Origin of the sequence: Streptomyces sp. AB3(2024) (assembly GCF_041862025.1) — a bacterium.
GTDB lineage: Bacteria > Actinomycetota > Actinomycetes > Streptomycetales > Streptomycetaceae > Streptomyces.
The window spans coordinates 58,165-79,175 of record NZ_JBGWAB010000011.1; the positions used below are offsets into that span (position 1 = coordinate 58,165).

General features: G+C 68.2%; 17 protein-coding genes and 1 tRNA gene. 2 read left to right on the plus strand and 16 right to left on the minus strand.

Features of this window, described 5'->3' with window-relative positions; translation table 11 throughout:
- Window positions 1-14 precede the first annotated feature (14 nt).
- The 11 genes from ACEPPI_RS07490 to ACEPPI_RS07540 all read right to left on the minus strand — a co-directional run bounded on the left by ACEPPI_RS07490 (window position 15) and on the right by ACEPPI_RS07540 (window position 14,150).
- Complete coding sequence (locus ACEPPI_RS07490; protein WP_356218062.1) at window positions 15-3,914, minus strand: DNA-directed RNA polymerase subunit beta'; 3,900 nt, start codon at window positions 3,912-3,914, stop codon at window positions 15-17.
- A 97-nt stretch (window positions 3,915-4,011) separates the two neighbouring features.
- Window positions 4,012-7,494, minus strand: a complete 3,483-nt coding sequence (gene rpoB, locus ACEPPI_RS07495) for a DNA-directed RNA polymerase subunit beta (protein WP_356218064.1) — start codon at window positions 7,492-7,494, stop codon at window positions 4,012-4,014.
- Window positions 7,495-8,058: 564 nt separating this feature from the next.
- Window positions 8,059-8,439, minus strand: coding sequence for a 50S ribosomal protein L7/L12 (rplL, locus tag ACEPPI_RS07500; RefSeq protein WP_373914430.1), 381 nt, complete (start codon window positions 8,437-8,439; stop codon window positions 8,059-8,061).
- 110 nt (window positions 8,440-8,549) lie between these two features.
- On the minus strand, window positions 8,550-9,080 hold the full coding sequence (rplJ, locus tag ACEPPI_RS07505; RefSeq protein WP_266574556.1) for a 50S ribosomal protein L10: 531 nt from the start codon (window positions 9,078-9,080) through the stop codon (window positions 8,550-8,552).
- 265 nt (window positions 9,081-9,345) lie between these two features.
- A complete protein-coding gene (locus ACEPPI_RS07510; RefSeq protein ID WP_373914431.1) occupies window positions 9,346-10,173 on the minus strand; it encodes a hypothetical protein in 828 nt (275 codons plus the stop codon).
- Window positions 10,170-11,117, minus strand: coding sequence for a hypothetical protein (locus tag ACEPPI_RS07515; RefSeq protein ID WP_373914432.1), 948 nt, complete (start codon window positions 11,115-11,117; stop codon window positions 10,170-10,172). The genes ACEPPI_RS07510 and ACEPPI_RS07515 overlap by 4 nt, the downstream gene beginning before the upstream one ends.
- Before the next feature lie 140 nt (window positions 11,118-11,257).
- Complete coding sequence (rplA, locus tag ACEPPI_RS07520; protein WP_373914433.1) at window positions 11,258-11,986, minus strand: 50S ribosomal protein L1; 729 nt, start codon at window positions 11,984-11,986, stop codon at window positions 11,258-11,260.
- 86 nt (window positions 11,987-12,072) lie between these two features.
- A complete protein-coding gene (gene rplK / locus ACEPPI_RS07525; protein ID WP_267012789.1) occupies window positions 12,073-12,507 on the minus strand; it encodes a 50S ribosomal protein L11 in 435 nt (144 codons plus the stop codon).
- Window positions 12,508-12,677: 170 nt separating this feature from the next.
- A complete protein-coding gene (gene nusG, locus ACEPPI_RS07530; RefSeq protein WP_373914434.1) occupies window positions 12,678-13,607 on the minus strand; it encodes a transcription termination/antitermination protein NusG in 930 nt (309 codons plus the stop codon).
- Window positions 13,608-13,691: 84 nt separating this feature from the next.
- The gene (gene secE, locus ACEPPI_RS07535) at window positions 13,692-13,973 is read right to left on the minus strand and encodes a preprotein translocase subunit SecE (RefSeq protein ID WP_030230573.1); all 282 of its coding nucleotides are present in this window, start codon (window positions 13,971-13,973) and stop codon (window positions 13,692-13,694) included.
- A 104-nt stretch (window positions 13,974-14,077) separates the two neighbouring features.
- A tRNA-Trp gene (locus ACEPPI_RS07540) sits at window positions 14,078-14,150 on the minus strand.
- 192 nt (window positions 14,151-14,342) lie between these two features.
- On the opposite strand from ACEPPI_RS07540, the gene ACEPPI_RS07545 reads away from it, so the two are divergent.
- Complete coding sequence (locus ACEPPI_RS07545; RefSeq protein ID WP_373914435.1) at window positions 14,343-15,569, plus strand: pyridoxal phosphate-dependent aminotransferase; 1,227 nt, start codon at window positions 14,343-14,345, stop codon at window positions 15,567-15,569.
- Between the two features lie 186 nt (window positions 15,570-15,755).
- Window positions 15,756-16,775 (plus strand): adenosine deaminase, encoded by a 1,020-nt coding sequence (locus ACEPPI_RS07550; protein ID WP_373914436.1) that lies wholly within the window; start codon window positions 15,756-15,758, stop codon window positions 16,773-16,775.
- Here ACEPPI_RS07550 and ACEPPI_RS07555 read toward each other — a convergent pair.
- The 5 genes from ACEPPI_RS07555 to ACEPPI_RS07575 form a co-directional block, all read right to left on the minus strand.
- Window positions 16,765-17,181 (minus strand): hypothetical protein, encoded by a 417-nt coding sequence (locus ACEPPI_RS07555; protein ID WP_373914437.1) that lies wholly within the window; start codon window positions 17,179-17,181, stop codon window positions 16,765-16,767. The genes ACEPPI_RS07550 and ACEPPI_RS07555 overlap by 11 nt on opposite strands.
- A 1-nt stretch (window position 17,182) precedes the next feature.
- Window positions 17,183-18,283: a UDP-N-acetylmuramate dehydrogenase gene (locus ACEPPI_RS07560; RefSeq protein WP_373914438.1), complete on the minus strand. Its 1,101-nt coding sequence runs from the start codon at window positions 18,281-18,283 to the stop codon at window positions 17,183-17,185.
- The gene (locus tag ACEPPI_RS07565; protein WP_373914439.1) at window positions 18,284-18,682 is read right to left on the minus strand and encodes a DUF3291 domain-containing protein; all 399 of its coding nucleotides are present in this window, start codon (window positions 18,680-18,682) and stop codon (window positions 18,284-18,286) included. It lies immediately after the preceding gene.
- A 37-nt stretch (window positions 18,683-18,719) separates the two neighbouring features.
- Window positions 18,720-20,186, minus strand: a complete 1,467-nt coding sequence (locus ACEPPI_RS07570) for a DHA2 family efflux MFS transporter permease subunit (RefSeq protein ID WP_373914440.1) — start codon at window positions 20,184-20,186, stop codon at window positions 18,720-18,722.
- A 96-nt stretch (window positions 20,187-20,282) separates the two neighbouring features.
- Window positions 20,283-20,900: a TetR/AcrR family transcriptional regulator gene (locus ACEPPI_RS07575; protein WP_373914441.1), complete on the minus strand. Its 618-nt coding sequence runs from the start codon at window positions 20,898-20,900 to the stop codon at window positions 20,283-20,285.
- Window positions 20,901-21,011: the final 111 nt, after the last annotated feature.

A 21,011-nucleotide genomic window follows, 5' to 3' on the forward strand; every position in this document is an offset into this window, starting at 1 on the left:
TGCTCTGCTGCGACTCAGCCGTTGTACGGGCCGTAGTCGTAGTCCTCCAGCGGGACCGCCTGGCCGGAGCCGGTGCCGAAGGGCGAGTAGTCGATGTCGTCGTAGCCGACGGCCGAGTACATCGCGGCCTTGGCCTCTTCGGTGGGCTCGACCCGGATGTTGCGGTAACGGGACAGACCCGTACCGGCCGGGATGAGCTTACCGATGATGACGTTCTCCTTGAGGCCGATGAGGCTGTCGGACTTGGCGTTGATCGCCGCATCCGTCAGGACTCGGGTCGTCTCCTGGAAGGAGGCGGCCGACAGCCAGGATTCAGTCGCCAGCGAGGCCTTGGTGATACCCATCAGCTGCGGACGGCCGGAGGCGGGGTGACCGCCCTCGGTGACCACGCGACGGTTCTCGGTCTCGAACTTCGAGCGCTCGACGAGCTCGCCCGGCAGGAGCTCCGCGTCGCCGGACTCGATGATCGTCACGCGGCGCAGCATCTGCCGGATGATGATCTCGATGTGCTTGTCGTGGATCGACACGCCCTGCGAGTTGTAGACCTTCTGGACTTCGCCGACCAGGTGGACCTGGACGGCACGCTGGCCGAGGATGCGCAGCACGTCGTGCGGGTTGGTGGCACCCATGGTGAGCTTCTGGCCCACCTCGACGTGGTCGCCCTCGTGCACGATGACCTTGGCGCGCTTGGAGATCGGGAAGGCCGTCTCCTCGCTGCCGTCGTCGGGCGTGATGACGATCTTCTTCGTCTTCTCGGTCTCCTCGATCCGCACGCGGCCGGCGGCCTCGGAGATCGGGGCGACACCCTTCGGGGTACGGGCCTCGAAGAGCTCGACGACACGCGGCAGACCCTGCGTGATGTCGTCACCGGCCACACCACCGGTGTGGAAGGTACGCATCGTCAGCTGGGTACCGGGCTCACCGATGGACTGGGCGGCGATGATGCCGACCGCCTCACCGATGTCGACCAGCTTGCCGGTGGCCAGCGAGCGGCCGTAGCAGAAGGCACAGGTGCCGACCGCGGACTCGCAGGTCAGGACCGAGCGGGTCTTGACCTCCTCGACGCCGTTCGCGATGAGGGCGTCGATGAGCACGTCGCCGAGGTCCACGTTCGCCGGCGCGATGACCTTGCCGTCGATGACGACGTCCTCGGCCAGCATGCGGGCGTACACGGAGGTCTCGACGTCGTCCGCCTTGCGGAGGACACCCGCCTCGTCCTTGACACCGATCTTGAGCTTGAGGCCGCGCTCGGTGCCGCAGTCCTCCTCGCGGATGATGACGTCCTGCGAGACGTCCACCAGACGACGGGTGAGGTAACCCGAGTCGGCGGTACGCAGGGCGGTGTCCGCCAGACCCTTACGGGCACCGTGCGTGGAGATGAAGTACTCCAGAACGGTGAGGCCCTCACGGAAGGACGCCTTGATCGGACGCGGGATGGTCTCGTTCTTCGCGTTCGACACCAGACCACGCATACCGGCGATCTGTCGCATCTGCATCATGTTTCCTCGGGCACCCGAGTCAACCATCATGAAGATGGGGTTCGTCTTGGGGAAGTTCGCGTTCATCGCCTCGGCGACCTCGTTGGTCGCCTGCGTCCAGATCTGGATGAGCTCCTGAGTGCGCTCTTCCTTGGTGATCAGACCGCGCTCGTACTGCTTCTGGACCTTCTCGTCCTTGGCCTCGTAGCCCGCGACGATTTCCTTCTTCGCCTCGGGAACGACGACGTCGGAGATGGCCACGGTGACGCCCGAACGGGTCGCCCAGTGGAAGCCGGCCGCCTTCAGGTTGTCGAGCGTCGCCGCCACGATGACCTTGGGGTAGCGCTCCGCCAGGTCGTTGACGATCTCGGAGAGCTGCTTCTTGCCCACCGAGTAGTCGACGAACGGGTAGTCCTCGGGCAGCAGCTCGTTGAAGAGCGCGCGACCCAGGGTCGTCTTCAGACGGAAGCTGTCGCCCGGCTGGAACTCCTGCTCGCCCTCTTCGGCGACCGGCGCCACCCAGCCGCGCGGCGGGATGGTGCCCACCGGGAAGCGGATGTCGACGGCCGACTGCAGCGCGAGCTCGCCGGCGTCGAACGCCATGATCGCCTCGGCGGTGGAGCCGAACGCACGGCCCTCGCCCTTGACGTCACGGAGCTCACCGTCGGTGGTCAGGAAGAACAGACCCAGGACCATGTCCTGCGTCGGCATCGTGACCGGACGGCCGTCGGCCGGCTTGAGGATGTTGTTCGAGGACAGCATCAGGATGCGGGCCTCGGCCTGCGCCTCCGCGGAGAGCGGCAGGTGCACGGCCATCTGGTCACCGTCGAAGTCCGCGTTGAACGCGGTGCAGACGAGCGGGTGGATCTGGATGGCCTTGCCTTCGACCAGCTGGGGCTCGAAGGCCTGGATGCCGAGGCGGTGCAGCGTGGGCGCACGGTTCAGGAGGACCGGGTGCTCGGCGATGACCTCTTCGAGGACGTCGTAGACGACCGTGCGGCCGCGCTCGACCATGCGCTTCGCCGACTTGATGTTCTGCGCGTGGTTCAGGTCGACCAGGCGCTTCATCACGAACGGCTTGAAGAGCTCCAGCGCCATGGCCTTGGGCAGACCACACTGGTGCAGCTTCAGCTGCGGACCGACGACGATCACGGAACGCGCGGAGTAGTCCACGCGCTTGCCGAGGAGGTTCTGACGGAATCGACCCTGCTTGCCCTTGAGCATGTCGCTCAGGGACTTCAGCGGACGGTTGCCGGGGCCCGTGACCGGGCGACCACGACGGCCGTTGTCGAAGAGGGCGTCGACCGCCTCCTGGAGCATGCGCTTCTCGTTGTTCACGATGATCTCGGGGGCACCGAGGTCGAGAAGGCGCTTCAGGCGGTTGTTGCGGTTGATCACACGGCGGTACAGGTCGTTCAGGTCGGAGGTCGCGAAGCGGCCACCGTCCAGCTGCACCATCGGACGCAGGTCCGGCGGGATGACCGGGACGCAGTCCAGAACCATGCCCTTGGGGCTGTTGCTGGTCTGCAGGAACGCGGAGACGACCTTGAGGCGCTTGAGCGCACGGGTCTTCTTCTGGCCCTTGCCGGTACGGATGATCTCGCGGAGGCGCTCGGCCTCCTCCTCCAGGTCGAAGGACTCCAGGCGCTTCTGCAGCGCCGCGGCACCCATCGAACCGTCGAAGTACGTACCGAAGCGGTCGCGCAGCTCGCGGTAGAGCAGCTCGTCGCCCTCGAGGTCCTGGACCTTGAGGTTCTTGAAGCGGTTCCACACCTCGTCGAGGCGGTCGATCTCGCGCTGGGCGCGGTCACGGAGCTGCTTCATCTCGCGCTCGGCACCCTCGCGCACCTTGCGGCGCACGTCGGCCTTCGCACCCTCGGCCTCAAGCTCGGCCAGGTCGGTCTCGAGCTTCTTGGCCCGGCCTTCGAGGTCCGCGTCACGGCGGTTCTCGATCTGCTGGCGCTCGACGGAGACGTGGGCCTCCAGCGACGGCAGGTCGCGCTGACGGCGCTCGTCGTCGACGAACGTGATCATGTACGCGGCGAAGTAGATGACCTTCTCAAGGTCCTTCGGCGCGAGGTCCAGCAGGTAGCCCAGGCGCGAGGGGACGCCCTTGAAGTACCAGATGTGGGTGACGGGAGCGGCAAGCTCGATGTGGCCCATCCGCTCACGGCGCACCTTGGCGCGCGTGACCTCGACGCCACAACGCTCACAGATGATGCCCTTGAAGCGGACACGCTTGTACTTGCCGCAGTAGCACTCCCAGTCCCGGGTAGGACCGAAGATCTTCTCGCAGAAGAGTCCGTCCTTCTCGGGCTTGAGGGTGCGGTAGTTGATGGTCTCCGGCTTCTTGACCTCGCCGTGCGACCAGGTTCGGATGTCGTCCGCGGTGGCAAGGCCGATCCGCAGCTCGTCGAAGAAGTTGACGTCGAGCACTGTGCGTCAATCCCTCTTTCGGGGTCGAGTCTCAATCATGGTCTGAACGGTCCCGGGGATGACGGGGGGCTCTTGAGCGAGCCCCCCGTCAGGCCCGTCAGACCTCTTCGACGCTGCTCGGCTCTCGCCGGGACAGGTCGATACCGAGCTCCTCCGCCGCGCGGAAGACGTCCTCGTCGGTGTCGCGCATCTCGATGGACATGCCGTCCGAGGACAGCACCTCCACGTTGAGGCAGAGCGACTGCATTTCCTTGATGAGCACCTTGAAGGACTCGGGAATGCCCGGCTCGGGGATGTTCTCGCCCTTGACGATGGCCTCGTAGACCTTCACGCGGCCGGTGACGTCGTCGGACTTGATGGTCAGCAGCTCCTGGAGGGCGTAAGCGGCGCCATAAGCCTCAAGCGCCCACACCTCCATCTCACCGAAGCGCTGGCCACCGAACTGCGCCTTACCACCCAGCGGCTGCTGCGTGATCATCGAGTAGGGACCGGTCGAACGCGCGTGGAGCTTGTCGTCGACCAGGTGGTGCAGCTTGAGGATGTACATGTACCCGATCGAGATCGGGTCCGGGAACGGCTCACCGGAGCGGCCGTCGAACAGGCGCGCCTTACCGGACGGGAGGACCAGGCGGTCGCCGTCGCGGTTCGGGATGGTGTGCTCGAACAGGCCGGCGAGCTCGTCCTCGCGGGCACCGTCGAACACCGGGGTGGCGACGTTGGTACCGGGCTCGACGCGGTCGGCGCCGATGACCTTCAGACGCTCGGCCCAGTCCTCCGCGAGACCGGAGACATCCCAGCCGCGGCTGGCGAGCCAGCCGAGGTGGATCTCCAGGACCTGTCCCGGGTTCATTCGGGACGGGACACCCAGCGGGTTCAGGATGATGTCGACCGGCGTGCCGTCCTCAAGGAAGGGCATGTCCTCGATCGGAAGGATCTTGGAGATGACACCCTTGTTGCCGTGGCGGCCGGCGAGCTTGTCACCGTCGGTGATCTTGCGCTTCTGGGCGACGTAGACGCGGACCAGCTGGTTCACGCCCGGGGGAAGCTCGTCGCCCTCCTCGCGGTCGAAGACGCGGACACCGATGACCTTGCCGATCTCACCGTGAGGAACCTTGAGCGAGGTGTCACGCACCTCGCGGGCCTTCTCACCGAAGATCGCGCGGAGCAGGCGCTCCTCCGGGGTCAGCTCGGTCTCACCCTTGGGCGTGACCTTGCCGACCAGGATGTCGCCGGCGACGACGTCCGCACCGATGCGGATGATGCCGCGCTCGTCGAGGTCCGCGAGGACCTCCTCGGAGACGTTCGGGATGTCCCGGGTGATCTCCTCGGGGCCCAGCTTGGTGTCACGGGCGTCGACCTCGTGCTCCTCGATGTGGATCGAGGAGAGGACGTCGTCCTGCACGAGGCGCTGCGACAGGATGATCGCGTCCTCGTAGTTGTGACCTTCCCAGGGCATGAACGCGACGAGCAGGTTCTTGCCGAGGGCCATTTCGCCCTCTTCGGTCGCAGGACCGTCGGCGAGGACCTGGGCCTCGATGATGCGGTCACCCTCGTTGACGATGACCTTCTGGTTGACCGAGGTGCCCTGGTTCGAGCGGGAGAACTTGGCGACGCGGTACGTGGTGTACGTGCCGTCGTCGTTGGCGACGGTGACGTAGTCGGCCGAGACCTCCTGGACGACACCGTCCTTCTCCGCCTTGATCGAGTCACCGGCGTCGACCGCACAGCGGTACTCCATGCCGGTGCCGACGAGCGGGGCCTCCGCCTTGATGAGCGGAACGGCCTGGCGCATCATGTTCGCGCCCATGAGGGCACGGTTGGCGTCGTCGTGCTCCAGGAAGGGGATCATCGCGGTCGCGACGGACACCATCTGGCGCGGGGAGACGTCCATGTAGTCGACGTCGTCGCCGGCGATGTAGTCGATCTCGCCGCCACGACGGCGGACCAGCACGCGGTTCTCGGTGAAGCGCATCTCGTCGTTCAGGCCGGCGTTGGCCTGGGCGATCACGAAGCGGTCTTCCTCGTCCGCGGTCAGGTAGTCGACGTCGTCGGTGACGACGCCCTCGACGACCTTGCGGTACGGGGTCTCCACGAAACCGAACGCGTTGACGCGGCCGTAGGAGGCGAGCGAGCCGATCAGACCGATGTTCGGGCCTTCGGGGGTCTCGATCGGGCACATGCGGCCGTAGTGCGACGGGTGGACGTCACGGACCTCGAAGCCGGCCCGCTCACGGGACAGACCACCGGGACCCAGCGCCGAGAGACGACGCTTGTGCGTCAGACCCGACAGCGGGTTGTTCTGGTCCATGAACTGCGACAGCTGGCTGGTGCCGAAGAACTCCTTGATGGAGGCGACGACCGGCCGGATGTTGATCAGGGTCTGCGGCGTGATCGCCTCGACGTCCTGCGTGGTCATGCGCTCGCGCACGACGCGCTCCATACGAGCCAGACCCGTGCGGACCTGGTTCTGGATGAGCTCGCCGACGTTGCGCAGACGACGGTTGCCGAAGTGGTCGATGTCGTCGGTCTCGACGACGATCGAACGGCCCGACTCACCGATGGTCTCGGTCTCGCCCGCGTGGAGCTTCACGAGGTACTTGATCGTCGCGATGATGTCGTCGGTGGTGAGCACACCGGCGTCCAGCGGCTCATCGGCGCCGAGCTTCTTGTTCACCTTGTAGCGGCCGACCTTGGCGAGGTCGTAGCGCTTCGGGTTGAAGTAGAGGTTCTCGAGCAGCGTCTGAGCGGCCTCGCGGGTCGGCGGTTCGCCCGGACGCAGCTTGCGGTAGATGTCGAGCAGCGCGTCGTCCTGGCCCTGGGTGTGGTCCTTCTCCAGGGTGGCGCGCATGGACTCGTACTCGCCGAACTCTTCGAGGATCTGCTCGGTGGTCCAGCCGAGAGCCTTCAGGAGGACGGTGACGGACTGCTTGCGCTTGCGGTCGATGCGGACGCCGACCATGTCGCGCTTGTCGACCTCCATCTCCAGCCAGGCACCCCGGGACGGGATGATCTTGGCGGAGAAGATGTCCTTGTCGGACGTCTTGTCGATGGAGGAGTCGAAGTAGACGCCCGGGGAACGGACGAGCTGCGACACGACGACACGCTCGGTGCCGTTGATGACGAAGGTGCCCTTGTTGGTCATGAGCGGGAAATCGCCCATGAAGACCGTCTGAGACTTGATCTCACCGGTCTCGTTGTTCGTGAACTCGGCCGTGACGAAGAGCGGCGCCGCGTACGTGAAGTCGCGCTCCTTGCACTCGTCGACAGAGTTCTTCGCCGGCTCGAAACGGTGGTCGCGGAAGGTCAGCGACATCGACCCGGAGAAGTCCTCGATCGGCGAAATCTCCTCGAAGATCTCTTCCAGACCGGACTTGGTGGGGACGTCCTGTCCACTCTCAAGCGCCGACTCGACGCGAGACTTCCAGGCGGCGTTGCCGAGCAGCCAGTCAAAGCTCTCGGTCTGCAGCGCCAGGAGGTTCGGAACCTCGAGGGGCTCCTTGATCTTTGCAAAGGAGATGCGCAGCGGGGCGGTGCTGGCACCGTTGTTCGTATTGGTCGAGGCGTTGCGCGAGGCGGCCAAGAGGGGGTCCTTCCGAGGGCTCGGACTCACTACGCGCGTACCGGTCCCAGCCGACACAGAAGACAGACTCTCCCCAGCTGGCCAAAAGACCAGGTCGGGGCGTATCAATCAGGTGTGCTCAAGCGTGGGCATGACCCTGGCGACGGGCAGGGGTCAGCTAACAGGCAGCGCAAAGGGTCAGTGTAGCCACTCGGCTCACTGATGTCCAGACCAGGTTTCCGGAAACCGGCAACAGGCCTTCCCCAACTCGTTCAAACCAACACCAACGCTGCGACCCTCGTACACAGAGCGCGTATCAGTACTGCCCTCTTCGTAGTCGATCCATGCCTCGAATCCGGGATCGACCCGGCCGAGCTGGCGACGGCTCTGAGAATTGCGCGCCGCTGGCCGTTCGTCAAGGCCCCGTGCTCCGAGCGGATCATCCGCGGACCCCGCACCGGGGCAACGATGATCACCCTACTCCCCAACGAGACCAGGGCAAGTCAGGCACTGGGGGTACGCCAAAGGGCGACCACCCTTACGGGTGATCGCCCTTTGGAGGGGCCTCAGAGGGCCCCAGAGGTGTTACTTGACCTCGACGCCAGCGCCGGCGGCCTTGAGGGCCTCGGCGGCCTTGTCAGCGGCCTCCTTGTTGACCTTCTCGAGGACCGGCTTCGGGGTGCCGTCGACGAGGTCCTTGGCCTCCTTCAGGCCCAGGGAGGTCAGCTCACGCACGACCTTGATGACCTGGATCTTCTTGTCGCCGGCACCGGTGAGGATGACGTCGAACTCGTCCTTCTCCTCCTCGGCCTCAACGGCGGCCGGACCGGCAACGCCGGCAACGGCGACGGCCGCGGCGGCGGTGACGTCGAACTTCTCCTCGAAGGCCTTCACGAACTCGGAGAGCTCGATGAGGGTCATCTCCTCGAACTGGGCGAGGAGGTCGTCCTGAGAGAGCTTCGCCATGATGGGCGATCCTTCCACTAATTCGGCAGGTGCCGGATGTATTGAGAGGCGGGCGTAACGGCCCGCTACGACCCACGCACTAGGCGGCGTAGATCAGTGCGCGAGCCGAATTACTCGGCACCGCCCTGCTCGGCGAGCTTGACGCGAAGCGCTTCCGCAGTGCGGACGAACTTCGACGGCAGCGCCTGGAAGAGCGAGGCAGCCTGGGACTGCTTGCCCTTGAACGCGCCGGCCAGCTTGCTGAGCAGAACCTCGCGGGACTCGAGGTCCGCGAGCTTCTTGATCTCATCGGCGGTCAGCGCCTTACCGTCAAGGACACCGCCCTTGATGATGAGGTTCGGGTTCTCCTTGGCGAAGTCACGAAGACCCTTCGCCGACTCCACCGGGTCACCGGTGATGAAGGCGGCGCCCGTCGGACCGGTGAACTGGTCGTCGAGCGAGGTGATCCCGGCGTTGTTGGCCGCAATCTTGGTCAGCGTGTTCTTCACCACGGCGTACTGGGCGTTCTCACCGAGCGAACGACGCAGCGTCTTGAGCTGCGCAACGGTGAGACCCCGGTACTCGGTCAGCACAACGGCGTTCGAGCTGCGGAACTGGTCCTCAAGCTCGGCTACCGCAGCAGCCTTGTCGGGCCTTGCCATAGAGCGTCGGCCTCCTTCCGGGTGATGAGGACCGCTCAGAAGGGGCTGGACAAACAAAACGCCCCGGCGCATGGCGCACGGGGCACGGCTCAACCGAAATGAAATTCCGGGAACTTTCCTCGAACACCTGCGCAGGACGTCCGCTCGCAGCGAATCCTTCGGCCACCGTCCTCTTTCGAGCACGGCAACGACCAGCGGTCTTTGGCTTCTCCGGAAGCGTACGCGAAGGCGCCCGGACGAGGCAAATCGCCTCCGGAGCCGCCCCTCAGGAGCCGCCCTTCAGCACCGCGTCGAAGTCGGCGACCTGGTCGGCCGGCGGGGCCTTCACCGGCGCGACCTGGCCGAAGCCGTCGAAGGTGGCGGTGGTGCTGGAGGTGCCCTTGTCGTCCTTGCCCACCGTGACGACGCGCGCGGGGAAGCCGTCCTTGCCGATCCACACGTCCGTCTCCAGGACCGTGAGGTGCTTCACGGACTCGTGCAGGTACCGGCGGTCCTTCTCCGGCATCACCTTGGTGGACTCGTCGGCCGCCTGCAGGTCCGCGCCGGTGAGGACGGCCCGGTAGTGCCGGGACCCGGGGGTGTCGGTGGCCGTCGCGGGGACCAGGGCGACCTTGGGCTGGCCCAGGAGCAGGGCGAGGTACTCCGCCGGGTCCTCGTTCATCCGCACGCCGGGCTTGCCTCCCGAGGCCAGGTCCAGCTTCATCCAGGGCTTGCCGTCGATCGGGTTCTTGAGCTCGGTGTAGATCACGTCGTCCGTCATGACGGAGCGGGACTCCGACGTGGGGCCCTTGATCTTCAGGTCGTGGGCCGACGGGTACCAGCCCTTCGTGCCGGCCTGGGTGGTGGTCTTGCCGTCGCTGTCCGTGCCGGACATCTCGGCCGTCGCGAACTTCGCCGCCGCCGTCTTGAGCCAGGACGCCTTCACCGCGTCCACGGGGGACGGCGCCCGGGCCGCCCCAGCCGTGGCGCCCTCCTCGGCCGCACCCCCGCCCGCGCCGGCCTTCGCCCCGCCGTCGCAGGCGGTGAGGCCGCCCACGAGCAGGGCCGCGCCCGCGAGCGCGGCGGCGGCCCGCTTCCTTGCCGTCCGGTTCACGCGCCCTCCCCGAGCTTCGTGAGCATCCCGAACAGGTCGACGGTCTCGTTCTCCGGCGGAGCCTGCACGGTGACCGCGGCGCCGTACTCCGAGTAGGAGGCGTCGACGTCGAACCTCTTGTGAGGGGCGTCGGACCCGCCGGGCGTGTGCGCGACGGTCTTCGTGCGGACCGGAAGGCCGGCCCCGTCCAGCCAGACCTCCAAGGTGTAGCCCTGGATCCCTGCCGCGCGCATCTCCGCGACGAGCTTCCCGTGGTCCTCCGGGGTCAGCACCGCGTTGGAGCCCTTGGCCGCGAGCAACTCGTCGACGGTCAGGGTGCCCGCGTAGTGCTCGACGTCCGCCCCCGCCACCTGTTCGGTGCCCACGCGCTTCAGGTCCGGCGAGCTGATCATCAGGGCCAGCTGCCTGGCCGGGTCCTGGCCCTGCCGCGGGGCGTCGCCCAGCCCGCCGAGCTTGCTCAGCACGTCGGTGGTCCCGCCGGCCTCCTTGAGGTCGAGCTTCACCCAGCGCTTGCCGCCGGAGGCCAGGGGCGAGTCGGCGGGCAGCTGTACGTAGCTCACGTCCTTGAGGCCGATCACGCGCATGGACCCGGAGCCGAGCCCGGGTGCGGAGGCGCCCTTCACGGTGAGGTCCACGACGCCCGGGTCCCAGCCCTGGACGCCCGTCGTCTCGATGGGCGCTCCGGCGCCGCCGGAGGACTGCGGTACCGAGACCGCCATGCGGACCTTCGCGGACTTGGCGGCCGCGGTCTTCCCGTACGCCGTCGTGAGCGCCTCGACGTCCTTCGCGTCGGCGGTCCGCCCGGACGGACGCCGGTCGGCCGGCGAAGGCGCCGCGGCCTTGCCCGTACCGTCCTTCTTCCCGCCCTCACAGGCCGTCGCCCCGGCCAGGAGCAGTACGCCCGCCAGCGCGGCCCCCGCGGCCCTCTTCCGGTACGTGAGCATGGAGTCCCCCACCCCTGATGTGCTTCTGTTCGATCAAGGCCCGACCTTACTCGGCGGTAAAAGAAAACGGGCCCTTCGCCCCCGGAAGGGGGCGAAGGGCCCGTTCAACCACTCGGTGGTCCGATCAGGCAGAGGCCGGATCAGACAGCGGCCGGGTCTTCCTCGACGAGGAGGTTCCGGGTGCGGTTGGAGTCCAGCTGGATGCCGGGGCCCATCGTGGTGCTGAGGGCGGCCTTCTTGATGTAGCGGCCCTTGGCGGCGGACGGCTTCAGACGGATGATCTCGTCCAGGGCCGCCGCGTAGTTCTCGACCAGCTGCTCATCGGAGAAGGAGACCTTGCCGATGATGAAGTGCAGGTTCGAGTGCTTGTCGACGCGGAACTCGATCTTGCCACCCTTGATCTCGGTGACAGCCTTGGCGACGTCCATCGTGACGGTGCCGGTCTTCGGGTTCGGCATGAGGCCACGGGGACCGAGCACGCGGCCGAGGCGGCCGACCTTGCCCATGAGGTCCGGGGTGGCCACAACGGCGTCGAACTCGTTGAGGCGGTTGCCCTTAGCGATCTCGTTGATCAGCTCGTCGTCGCCGACAATGTCGGCGCCGGCGGCCACCGCGGCCGCAGCACGGTCACCGGTCGCGAAGACCAGGACCCGGGCGGTCTTGCCGGTGCCGTGCGGGAGGTTCACGGTGCCGCGGACCATCTGGTCGGCCTTACGCGGGTCGACACCCAGGCGGAAGGCGATCTCGACGGTGCTGTCGAACTTGGTCGCGGAGGTCTCCTTGGCGAGACGGACGGCCTCGAGCGGGGCGTAGAGCTTCTCCCGGTCGACCTTGGCGTCCGCAGCGCGGAGAGTCTTGCTGCGCTTCACTTCTGCTCCTGTGTTGTGACTTCAGGCGTGGAGTCGTGGTGCGGACCAGCGCTTGGTCCTACCACTGTCGTGCTGGGGTGGCTGAATCAGCCTTCGACCGTGATGCCCATCGAACGCGCGGTGCCGGCGATGATCTTCTCGGCGGCGTCGATGTCGTTGGCGTTCAGGTCGGGCATCTTGATCGTGGCGATCTCGCGGACCTGGTCACGCGTCAGCTTGGCGACCTTGGTCTTGTGCGGCTCGCCAGAGCCCTTCTCCACGCCCGCGCTCTTCAGGATGAGGCGCGCGGCCGGCGGAGTCTTGGTGACGAAGGTGAAGGAACGGTCCTCGTAGACCGTGATCTCCACCGGCACGACCATGCCACGCTGCGACTCGGTCGCGGCGTTGTAGGCCTTGCAGAATTCCATGATGTTGACGCCGTGCTGACCGAGCGCGGGGCCGACCGGCGGAGCCGGGTTGGCCGCACCGGCCTTGATCTGGAGCTTGATAAGCCCCGTGATCTTCTTCTTCTTGGGAGGCATTGCTCTCTCCGGGTCCTAGTGAGAGTTTTCAGCCGCCAACCGGTCATCCGGATGGAGGCATACCGCACCACGATAGCGGGTATAGGCGCGGGGCTAAAAACCGAGCAGGTCAGACCGCCCTTCGCGGGCTGGTCTGACCTGTTTCGGAAGCGTCGCTCAGAAGATCTGGATCAGTTCTTCTGGATCTGGTCGAAGCTCAGCTCGACCGGGGTCTCGCGGCCGAAGATCTCCACGAGGCCCTTGACCTTCTTCGAGTCCGGGTTGATCTCGTTGATCGTCGCCTGCAGCGTGGCGAACGGGCCGTCGGTGACGGTGACCGAGTCGCCGACCTCGAAGTCCAGGACCTCGATGGTGCGCTTGACGGCGGGGGCCGGCAGACCGGCCTCCTCGGCGGCCTGCTTGGCGGCCTTCTCCTGCGCCTCGGGGGCGAGCATCTTGACGATCTCGTCGAGGGTCAGCGGGTACGGGTCGTAGGCGTTGCCCACGAAGCCGGTGACGCCCGGGGTGTTGCGGACGACGCCCCAGGACTCGTTCGTCAGATCCATGCGGACGAGAACGTAACCGGGCAGCTTGTTCTGCCGGACGTTCTTGCGCTCGCCGTTCTTGATCTGGACGATCTCTTCCTCGGGCACCTCGGCCTGGTAGATGAACTCCTCGACGTTCAGCGAGACGGCGCGCTGTTCGAGGTTCGCCTTCACGCGCTTCTCGTAGCCCGCGTAGGTGTGGATCACGTACCACTCGCCGGGGAGCAGGCGCAGCTCGTCACGGAGGGCCTGGATGGGGTCGACCGGCTCGGCGGGCTCGACCTCGGCGGCCTCTTCGGCCTCCTCGTCGGCCTCGGCCGGGGCGTCGCCCTCGTCCTCGTCCTCGTCGGCGTCCTCGTCCTCGACGTCGGCCTCTTCGGCGTCGGCGTCGTCATCGGCCTCGGCGTCGACCTCGTCCTCGACGTGCAGGGCGGCTTCCTCGGCGGCGATGCCGGCCTCGGCGTCGGCGAGCTCGGCCTCGTCGGGGTCCACAGCGTCTGCCGCCTCGACGATGTCGAGCTCGTCCTCGACGGACTCGACGGAGTCGTGGCTCACGTTCAGGTTCGGGTCAGACACGGTGGCTGCTTCTTCCTGGATACAAAAGGTGGTGGAACATGCGAAAACGGGCGGCACCCATCAAGGCGCCGCCCTCCGCGGGGATCAGCCGAAGACGAACTTGATGGCTTCCTGGAACCCATAGTCAATCACGGTCACCAGACCGATCATGATGACGACGAAGACAATCACCACGGTGGTGTACGTCGAGAGCTGGTTACGGGTGGGCCATACGACCTTGCGGAGTTCCGCGACGATCTGGCGGTAGAAAAGCGCGAGACGGCCGAGAGGGCCCTTCTTGCCGCGCTTGCCGCCCTTTCGGGCCTTCTTCTCGCGGGTGTCGTCCTCGGCGTCAGGCATGTCGATGGAGCCCAGGGCGTCCGTCACGTCTCTCACCTGAATCCGGGTCGTGGCCGTAGCCGCGCCCGGTTGCGCCGCACGGCGTTGCATCGAAGTACGTACCTGCGCACACGTCCGAGAGGAGTGTGAAGCAGGGCCGGAGGGACTCGAACCCCCAACCGCTGGTTTTGGAGACCAGTGCTCTACCAATTGAGCTACGACCCTTTGCGCCCCTCAACCTACCGCATCCGAGCGAGTGCACGGAGTGCTCACGCTCTGGGGCGGCTGTTGAGGACCAACGACAGGTGAGTGTACGTGTTCTGGGCCCTGACGTCGAACAGAAGACATCCGGACCTGCTCCGTCCGGTGTTTGAAACGGTGTGCGGCGGCTCGGAGGCGTCTGGGACGATTGGCCGCATGACCTCTGCAACGCCTTCCTCCGAGCGCCGGGTGTCCGCCCGTATCGGCGCCATTTCCGAGTCCGCCACCCTCGCCGTCGACGCCAAGGCCAAGGCCCTCAAGGCCGCCGGGCGCCCGGTGATCGGCTTCGGTGCGGGCGAGCCCGACTTCCCGACCCCGGACTACATCGTCGAGGCCGCGGTCGAGGCCTGCCGCAACCCGAAGTACCACCGCTACACGCCGGCCGGCGGTCTGCCCGAGCTGAAGGCCGCGATCGCCGCCAAGACGCTGCGCGACTCGGGCTACGAGGTGGACGCCTCCCAGGTCCTGGTGACCAACGGCGGCAAGCAGGCCATCTACGAGGCCTTCGCGGCCGTCCTCGACCCGGGCGACGAGGTCATCGTCCCGGCCCCGTACTGGACCACCTACCCGGAGTCGATCCGCCTCGCGGGCGGCGTCCCGGTCGAGGTCGTCGCCGACGAGACCACCGGCTACCGGGTCTCCGTCGAGCAGCTGGAGGCCGCGCGCACCGAGCGCACCAAGGTCGTCCTGTTCGTCTCCCCGTCCAACCCGACGGGCGCGGTGTACTCCGAGGCCGACGCGAAGGCGATCGGCGAGTGGGCCGCCGAGCACGGCCTGTGGGTGCTCACGGACGAGATCTACGAGCACCTGGTCTACGGCGACGCGAAGTTCACCTCGCTGCCGGTCCTGGTCCCGGCGCTGCGCGACAAGTGCATCGTCGTCAACGGCGTCGCCAAGACGTACGCGATGACGGGCTGGCGCGTGGGCTGGGTCATCGCCCCGCAGGACGTCATCAAGGCGGCGACCAACCTGCAGTCGCACGCCACCTCCAACGTCTCCAACGTGGCCCAGGTCGCCGCGCTGGCCGCCGTCTCGGGCAACCTGGACGCGGTCGCGGAGATGCGCAAGGCCTTCGACCGCCGCCGCCAGACCATGGTCAGGATGCTGAACGAGATCGACGGCGTCTTCTGCCCGACCCCCGAGGGCGCGTTCTACGCGTACCCGTCGGTGAAGGAGCTCCTCGGCAAGGAGATCCGCGGCAAGCGCCCGCAGAGCTCCGTCGAGCTCGCCGCGCTGATCCTGGACGAGGTCGAGGTCGCGGTCGTCCCGGGCGAAGCCTTCGGCACCCCGGGCTACCTGCGCCTGTCCTACGCCCTGGGCGACGAGGACCTGGTCGAGGGCGTCTCCCGCGTCCAGAAGCTCCTGGCGGAGGCCAAGGCCTAGGTCTCGGCCTCCGGCGGTCGAGCGGAGCGGATACGGAGCGGCGCCACCCCGTCGGGTGGCGCCGCTCCGGCGTTTCCGGCCGCCGGGAGCGGTGGGAGGGCCGGTCGGCATCAGATTCACGTTCGGGCAACGTCCCGTTCAGGTAATCCGCTGCCAATCGGGTGAGCGATGCGGCAGGATCACCAGATGGAGCACGTACGCGATCTCACGCTTCTGCCGAAGGCCCACCTGCACCTGCACTTCACCGGCTCGATGCGCCCGTCGACCCTGCTGGAGCTGGCCGACAAGTACGGCGTCCGGCTGCCGGACGCCCTGACCGCCGGGAAACCGCCCAAGCTCCGCGCCACGGACGAGCGCGGCTGGTTCCGCTTCCAGCGGCTCTACGACGCCGCCCGCTCCTGCCTGCGCGAGCCCGACGACATCCGCCGCCTGGTCCGCGAAGCCGCCGAGGAGGACGTCCGGGACGGCAGCGGCTGGCTGGAGATCCAGGTGGATCCCACCTCCTACGCCCCGCTGCTCGGCGGCATGATCCCGGCCGTGGAGATCATCCTCGACGCCGTCGACGCGGCCTCCCGCGAGACGGGCCTGGGCATGCGGGTCCTCATCGCCGCCAACCGCATGAAGCACCCCCTCGACGCCCGCACCCTCGCCCGCCTAGCCGTCCGCTACGCCGACCGCGGCATCGTCGGCTTCGGGCTCTCCAACGACGAACGCCGCGGCATGGCCCGGGACTTCGACCGCGCCTTCGCCATCGCCCGTGAGGGCGGCCTGCTCGCGGCCCCGCACGGCGGCGAGCTCACCGGGCCCTCCTCCGTCCGCGACTGCCTCGACGACCTGCACGCCGCCCGCATCGGGCACGGCGTACGGGCCGCCGAGGACCCCCGGCTGCTGAAGCGGCTCGCCGACCGGCAGATCACCTGCGAGGTCTGCCCGGCCTCCAACGTGGCGCTCGGCGTCTACGAGCGGCCCGAGGACGTGCCGCTGCGCACCCTCTTCGAGGCCGGGGTGCCCATGGCGCTGGGTGCGGACGACCCGCTGCTGTTCGGGTCCCGGCTGGCGGCCCAGTACGAGATCGCCCGCCGCCACCACGCCTTCACGGACGCGGAGCTCGCCGAGCTGGCGCGGCAGTCGGTGCGCGGTTCGGCCGCGCCCGACGAGGTCAAGGCCAAGCTGCTGGACGGGATCGACCACTGGCTCAACGGGTGAGCCGCAGGTCCCCCTCGTAGCAGTCGGCCCGTACCCGGTGGCCGTCCTCGAAGACGATCTCCAGGTGGGTGCGGCCCTGCTCGGGGACGGCGAACTCGGCGACCGAGGCGACGGTCTGCCCGAGGTGGCGCAGGAAGGGGTGGTCGCCGAGGTCCTCGCCGACCACGATCCGGCCCCACTCCCCCGTGTCGTAGGGCTCGTGGGGCGTGGCGGACTCGACGATGAGGCACTGGTCCGAGCCGGTGGTGATCCGCGTGGACTCGCCGTCGCTGTCGATCAGCCAGACGTCGAGCGGTGCCTCGGAGCGCTCGCCCTCGCAGATGTGCCAGGAGGCGACGACCCGGCTGATCTCGCGGCCCACCAGGCGGGTGGGGTCCGTACCGGCCCCGTGCAGGGGGCAGTGCATGTCAGAGGTGGACGCCGACCGTCACCGGCTCGTTGACGAGGGTGACGCCGAACGCCGCGTGGACTCCGGCGACGACCTCGCGGGCCAGGGTGAGGAGGTCTTCGGTGGTGGCCTCGCCGCGGTTGGTGAGGGCGAGGGTGTGCTTGGTGGAGATGCGGGCGGGGCCGGTGCCGTAGCCCTTGGTGAATCCGGCCTTGTCGATCAGCCAGGCCGCGCTGGTCTTCGTACGGCCCTCGCCGGCCGGGTAGGCGGGCGGGGCGGTGTCGGGGCCGAGGTGGTCCTGGACGCGGGCGAGGAAGGCGGCGTAGGCCTCGTCGGTCAGGATCGGGTTGTGGAAGAAGGAGCCCGCGGACCAGGTGTCGTGGTCGGCGGGGTCGAGGACCATGCCCTTGCCGGCGCGCAGGCGCAGGACGGTCTCGCGGGCGAGGGCGGCCGGGACCCGGTCGCCGGCCTCGACGCCGAGGGCACGGGCCGTCTCGGGGTACTTGACCGGGGCGGAGAGACCGCCGGCGTCCTCCAGGGCGAAGCGGACGCGCAGGACGACGTAGCGGTCGGGCTGGTCCTTGAAGGTGCTGTTGCGGTAGCGGAACGCGCACTCGGCGGCGGAGAGGGTGACGGTCGCGTCGGTGGTGCGGTCGTAGGCGACGACCTCGGCGATGGTGTCGCAGACTTCCTGGCCGTACGCCCCGACGTTCTGGATCGGGGTGGCTCCGGCCGAGCCGGGGATGCCGGCGAGGCATTCGATGCCCGCGAGGCCCGCTTCGACGGTGCGGGCGACGGCGTCGCTCCAGTTCTCGCCGGCGGCGAGTTCCAGGGTGGTGCCGTCGAGGGTGAAGCCCGTGGTCGCGATGCGCAGGGCGGTTCCGGCGAAGCCCCGGTCGCCGATGACCAGGTTGCTGCCGCCTCCGATGATCAGGAGGGGGGTGCCGCTCGCGTCGGCGGCGCGTACGGCGTCGACCACCTCGGCGTCGGTGGTCGCGGTGACCAGCCTGGCCGCCGGGCCGCCGAGGCGGAAGGTGGTCAGCGGGGCGAGGGGGGCGTCGTGGAGTTCCTGCACGTGGACAAGAGTACGGTCCGTCCCCCTCGCATCCCGGCGGGGCACTCAGTAGCCCTGCTCGCTCTCCGCCAGACGGCGCTCGGCCTCGGCCCAGCCGATGGGCAGCTCCGAGGCGGGCGCGGTCCAGTAGGTGAAGGCGGACTCCTTCATGAAGGCCGCGGCCGCGCGCGAGCTGGAGCGGTGGGGCTCGCTGCGGGCGAAGCGGTGGAGGGCGTCCCGGTCCTCCCAGGCGGAGAGGGTCAGGAAGGTGCGACGGGTCACCCGGGCGCGGAGGGCGACGCCGTGGGCGCCGGGGGCCTTGCGGATCTGGCGGATGATGCCGGGGGCCTTGAGGAAGAACCTGAGCGCCCCGATGAGGGTCTCGGTCTCGAAGCGGGAGGCCATGACGTAGACCTCGGCGTCGGGGGCGGGCTCGTGGGGCGTGGACCAGGGCACGTCGGGCATGGCTGCTGTTCCTTTCCTTGCGTTCTCGTCCGGGGCTTCAGCGGGTGGTGGGGACCTTGTCCGCGGATACGGCCGCGGTGGGGGCGGGGGTGGCCTGGGTGGAGTGGGCGGACTGCATGGCCCGGGGGGTGGAGCGGCGGGGCAGGAGCAGGGCCAGGGCTGCGGCCAGGGCGACCGATGCGGCGCCGATCCACAGGGCGGGGACGGTCCCGTCGGTGAAGGCCTGCGGGGTCTCGTAGCCGCCCCGGGTGGAGAAGACCGAGGCCAGGACGGCCACGCCGAGGGCTCCGCCGACCTCGCGGAGGGCGTTGTTGGTGCCGGAGGCCTTGCCCTGGTCGGCGGGGGCGACGGTGGACATCAGCACGTTGTTGGCCGGGGCGAAGTACAGGGACATGCCGATCCCGCTGAGGATCAGGGCGGGGAGCTGGGCGGCGTAGGAAACGTCCGGAGCGAGAACCGCCGCGAACCAGCCGAGGCCGAGCGCCTGGAGGGCCAGCCCGGCGACGACGACGGGGCGGCCGCCGATCCGGTCGGACACGATGCCCGCGATCGGGGCGACGATCATCCCCATACCGGTCCAGGGCAGCATGCGCAGACCGGCCTCGGTGGGCGAGTAGCCGGCGACGCCCTGGAGGAACTGGCTGAGCAGGAAGATCGACCCGAACATGCCGAGGTACATCAGCAGGCTGGCGAGGTTGATCCCGAAGAAGCCCCGACTGCGGAAGAGCCGCATGGGGAGCATGGGGTTCGCGCTGTTGAAGCCGTGGTGGACGAAGCCCGCGATGAGGACGCTGCCCGCGATCAGGCCGGTGAGGACGGGGGCGCTGGTCCAGCCGTGGGCGTTGGCGTTGACCAGTCCGTAGACGACCCCGAAGAGCCCGCCGCTGATGAGGAGGGTGCCGGGGATGTCGAGGCGGGAGTTGGGGGCGGTGGACTCGGCGAGGCGCAGGCGGGCGAGCGGGATCAGGGCGAGGCCGATCGGCACGTTGAGCCAGAAGATCCACTGCCAGGAGATGTGCTCGGTGAGGCTGCCCCCGATCAGCGGACCACTGGCGACGGCCAGACCGCTGACGGCTCCGTAGATGCCGAGCGCCATGCCGCGCCGGGCGGCCGGGACGGCGGCGGTGAGCAGGGTGAGGGACAGCGGCATCATGACGGCGGCCCCGACGCCCTGGACGGCGCGGGCGGCGATCAGCTGGCCTATCCCGGGCGAGAGGGCGGCCGCGGCGGAGGCGGTCGTGAACACGGCGAGTCCGGCGATGAAGAGCCGGCGGCGCCCGAAGCGGTCCCCGAGGGCGGAGCCGAACATGAGCAGGACGGCGAAGGTGAGCGTGTAGGCGTTCACCGTCCACTCCAGGTCCTCCAGCTTTCCGCCGAGGTCGGCGCGGATGGCGGGGAGGGCGGTGGTGACGACGAGGTTGTCGAGCGCGGCCATGAAGCTGGCGGCCCCCGTGAGGACGAGGGCCCACACCGCGGGCCTGCTGAGCCGGTCCTGCTGGTTCACGATTCCCCCTGAAGGTTGTTAGTTATTGCTGACTAACTTTGAAGGCCAGAAAGCGGCCCGGGTACGGGGCCGGCGGGGCGGGGTGGAGCGGGGCGACTACTCGACGCCCCCGCGGGCGGGCTTCTCCTCGGCCACGTCGGCAGCGTCGGCCACGTCGGCCACGTCGGCCCCACCCGAGGGGTGGAGCCCTTCCCAGATGCGGTGCCCGGGCGGGAAGCCCATGGCGGCGAGGGTGTTGATGAGCATCCCGTAGGCCATGAAGGTGGTGGTCTCCTTGACGTCGCCACCGATCGGCGCCGTCACGGTGTCCCACAGCTTCATCCAGCCCTCCCGCACGAGCTCACCGAGCTCGTGGTCGCCGGCGGCCTCCGCGGCGGAGACGGTGACGTACATCTGGAGCTGCATCTGGAGCACGTGCGGGTCTTCGGCGATCAGCCGCATGTACGCGTCCGCCATCGCACTCCGGGCCTCTTCACCCTCCAGCCCCTCGGCCGCCCGGGCGAAAACGGCCCGGGTGGTCTCCAGGCACCGCGCGGACGCCGCGAGGAACATCGCCTGCTTGTTCGGGAAGAGCCGGAAAAGGTAGGGCTGCGAAACACCGACCCGCTTGGCGATCGCCTCGGTGGAGGTCCCGTAGTACCCCCCGCGAGCGAACTCCTTGGCCGCCGCCCGAATGACGCTCTCGCGCCGCTCTTCTGCACTCATCCTTGCCACGCCTCAAAGTTAGTGCTCACTCACTAACTAAGTCAAGGGCGGGTGAACGAGCGGGGCGGGGAGCGGTGGGGAGCGGTGGGGAGCGGTGGGACACGGCCCAGGTCAAGTCCC

Coding starts and splice junctions, on each gene's coding strand:
- ACEPPI_RS07550 (WP_373914436.1), top strand. CDS start 15,756: ATGGAGCACGTACGCGATCTCACGCTTCTGCCGAAGGCCCACCTGCAC.
- rplK (WP_267012789.1), bottom strand. CDS start 12,507: ATGCCTCCCAAGAAGAAGAAGATCACGGGGCTTATCAAGCTCCAGATC.
- ACEPPI_RS07565 (WP_373914439.1), bottom strand. CDS start 18,682: ATGCCCGACGTGCCCTGGTCCACGCCCCACGAGCCCGCCCCCGACGCC.
- ACEPPI_RS07555 (WP_373914437.1), bottom strand. CDS start 17,181: ATGCACTGCCCCCTGCACGGGGCCGGTACGGACCCCACCCGCCTGGTG.
- ACEPPI_RS07515 (WP_373914432.1), bottom strand. CDS start 11,117: ATGCTCACGTACCGGAAGAGGGCCGCGGGGGCCGCGCTGGCGGGCGTA.
- rplJ (WP_266574556.1), bottom strand. CDS start 9,080: ATGGCAAGGCCCGACAAGGCTGCTGCGGTAGCCGAGCTTGAGGACCAG.
- ACEPPI_RS07545 (WP_373914435.1), top strand. CDS start 14,343: ATGACCTCTGCAACGCCTTCCTCCGAGCGCCGGGTGTCCGCCCGTATC.
- rplL (WP_373914430.1), bottom strand. CDS start 8,439: ATGGCGAAGCTCTCTCAGGACGACCTCCTCGCCCAGTTCGAGGAGATG.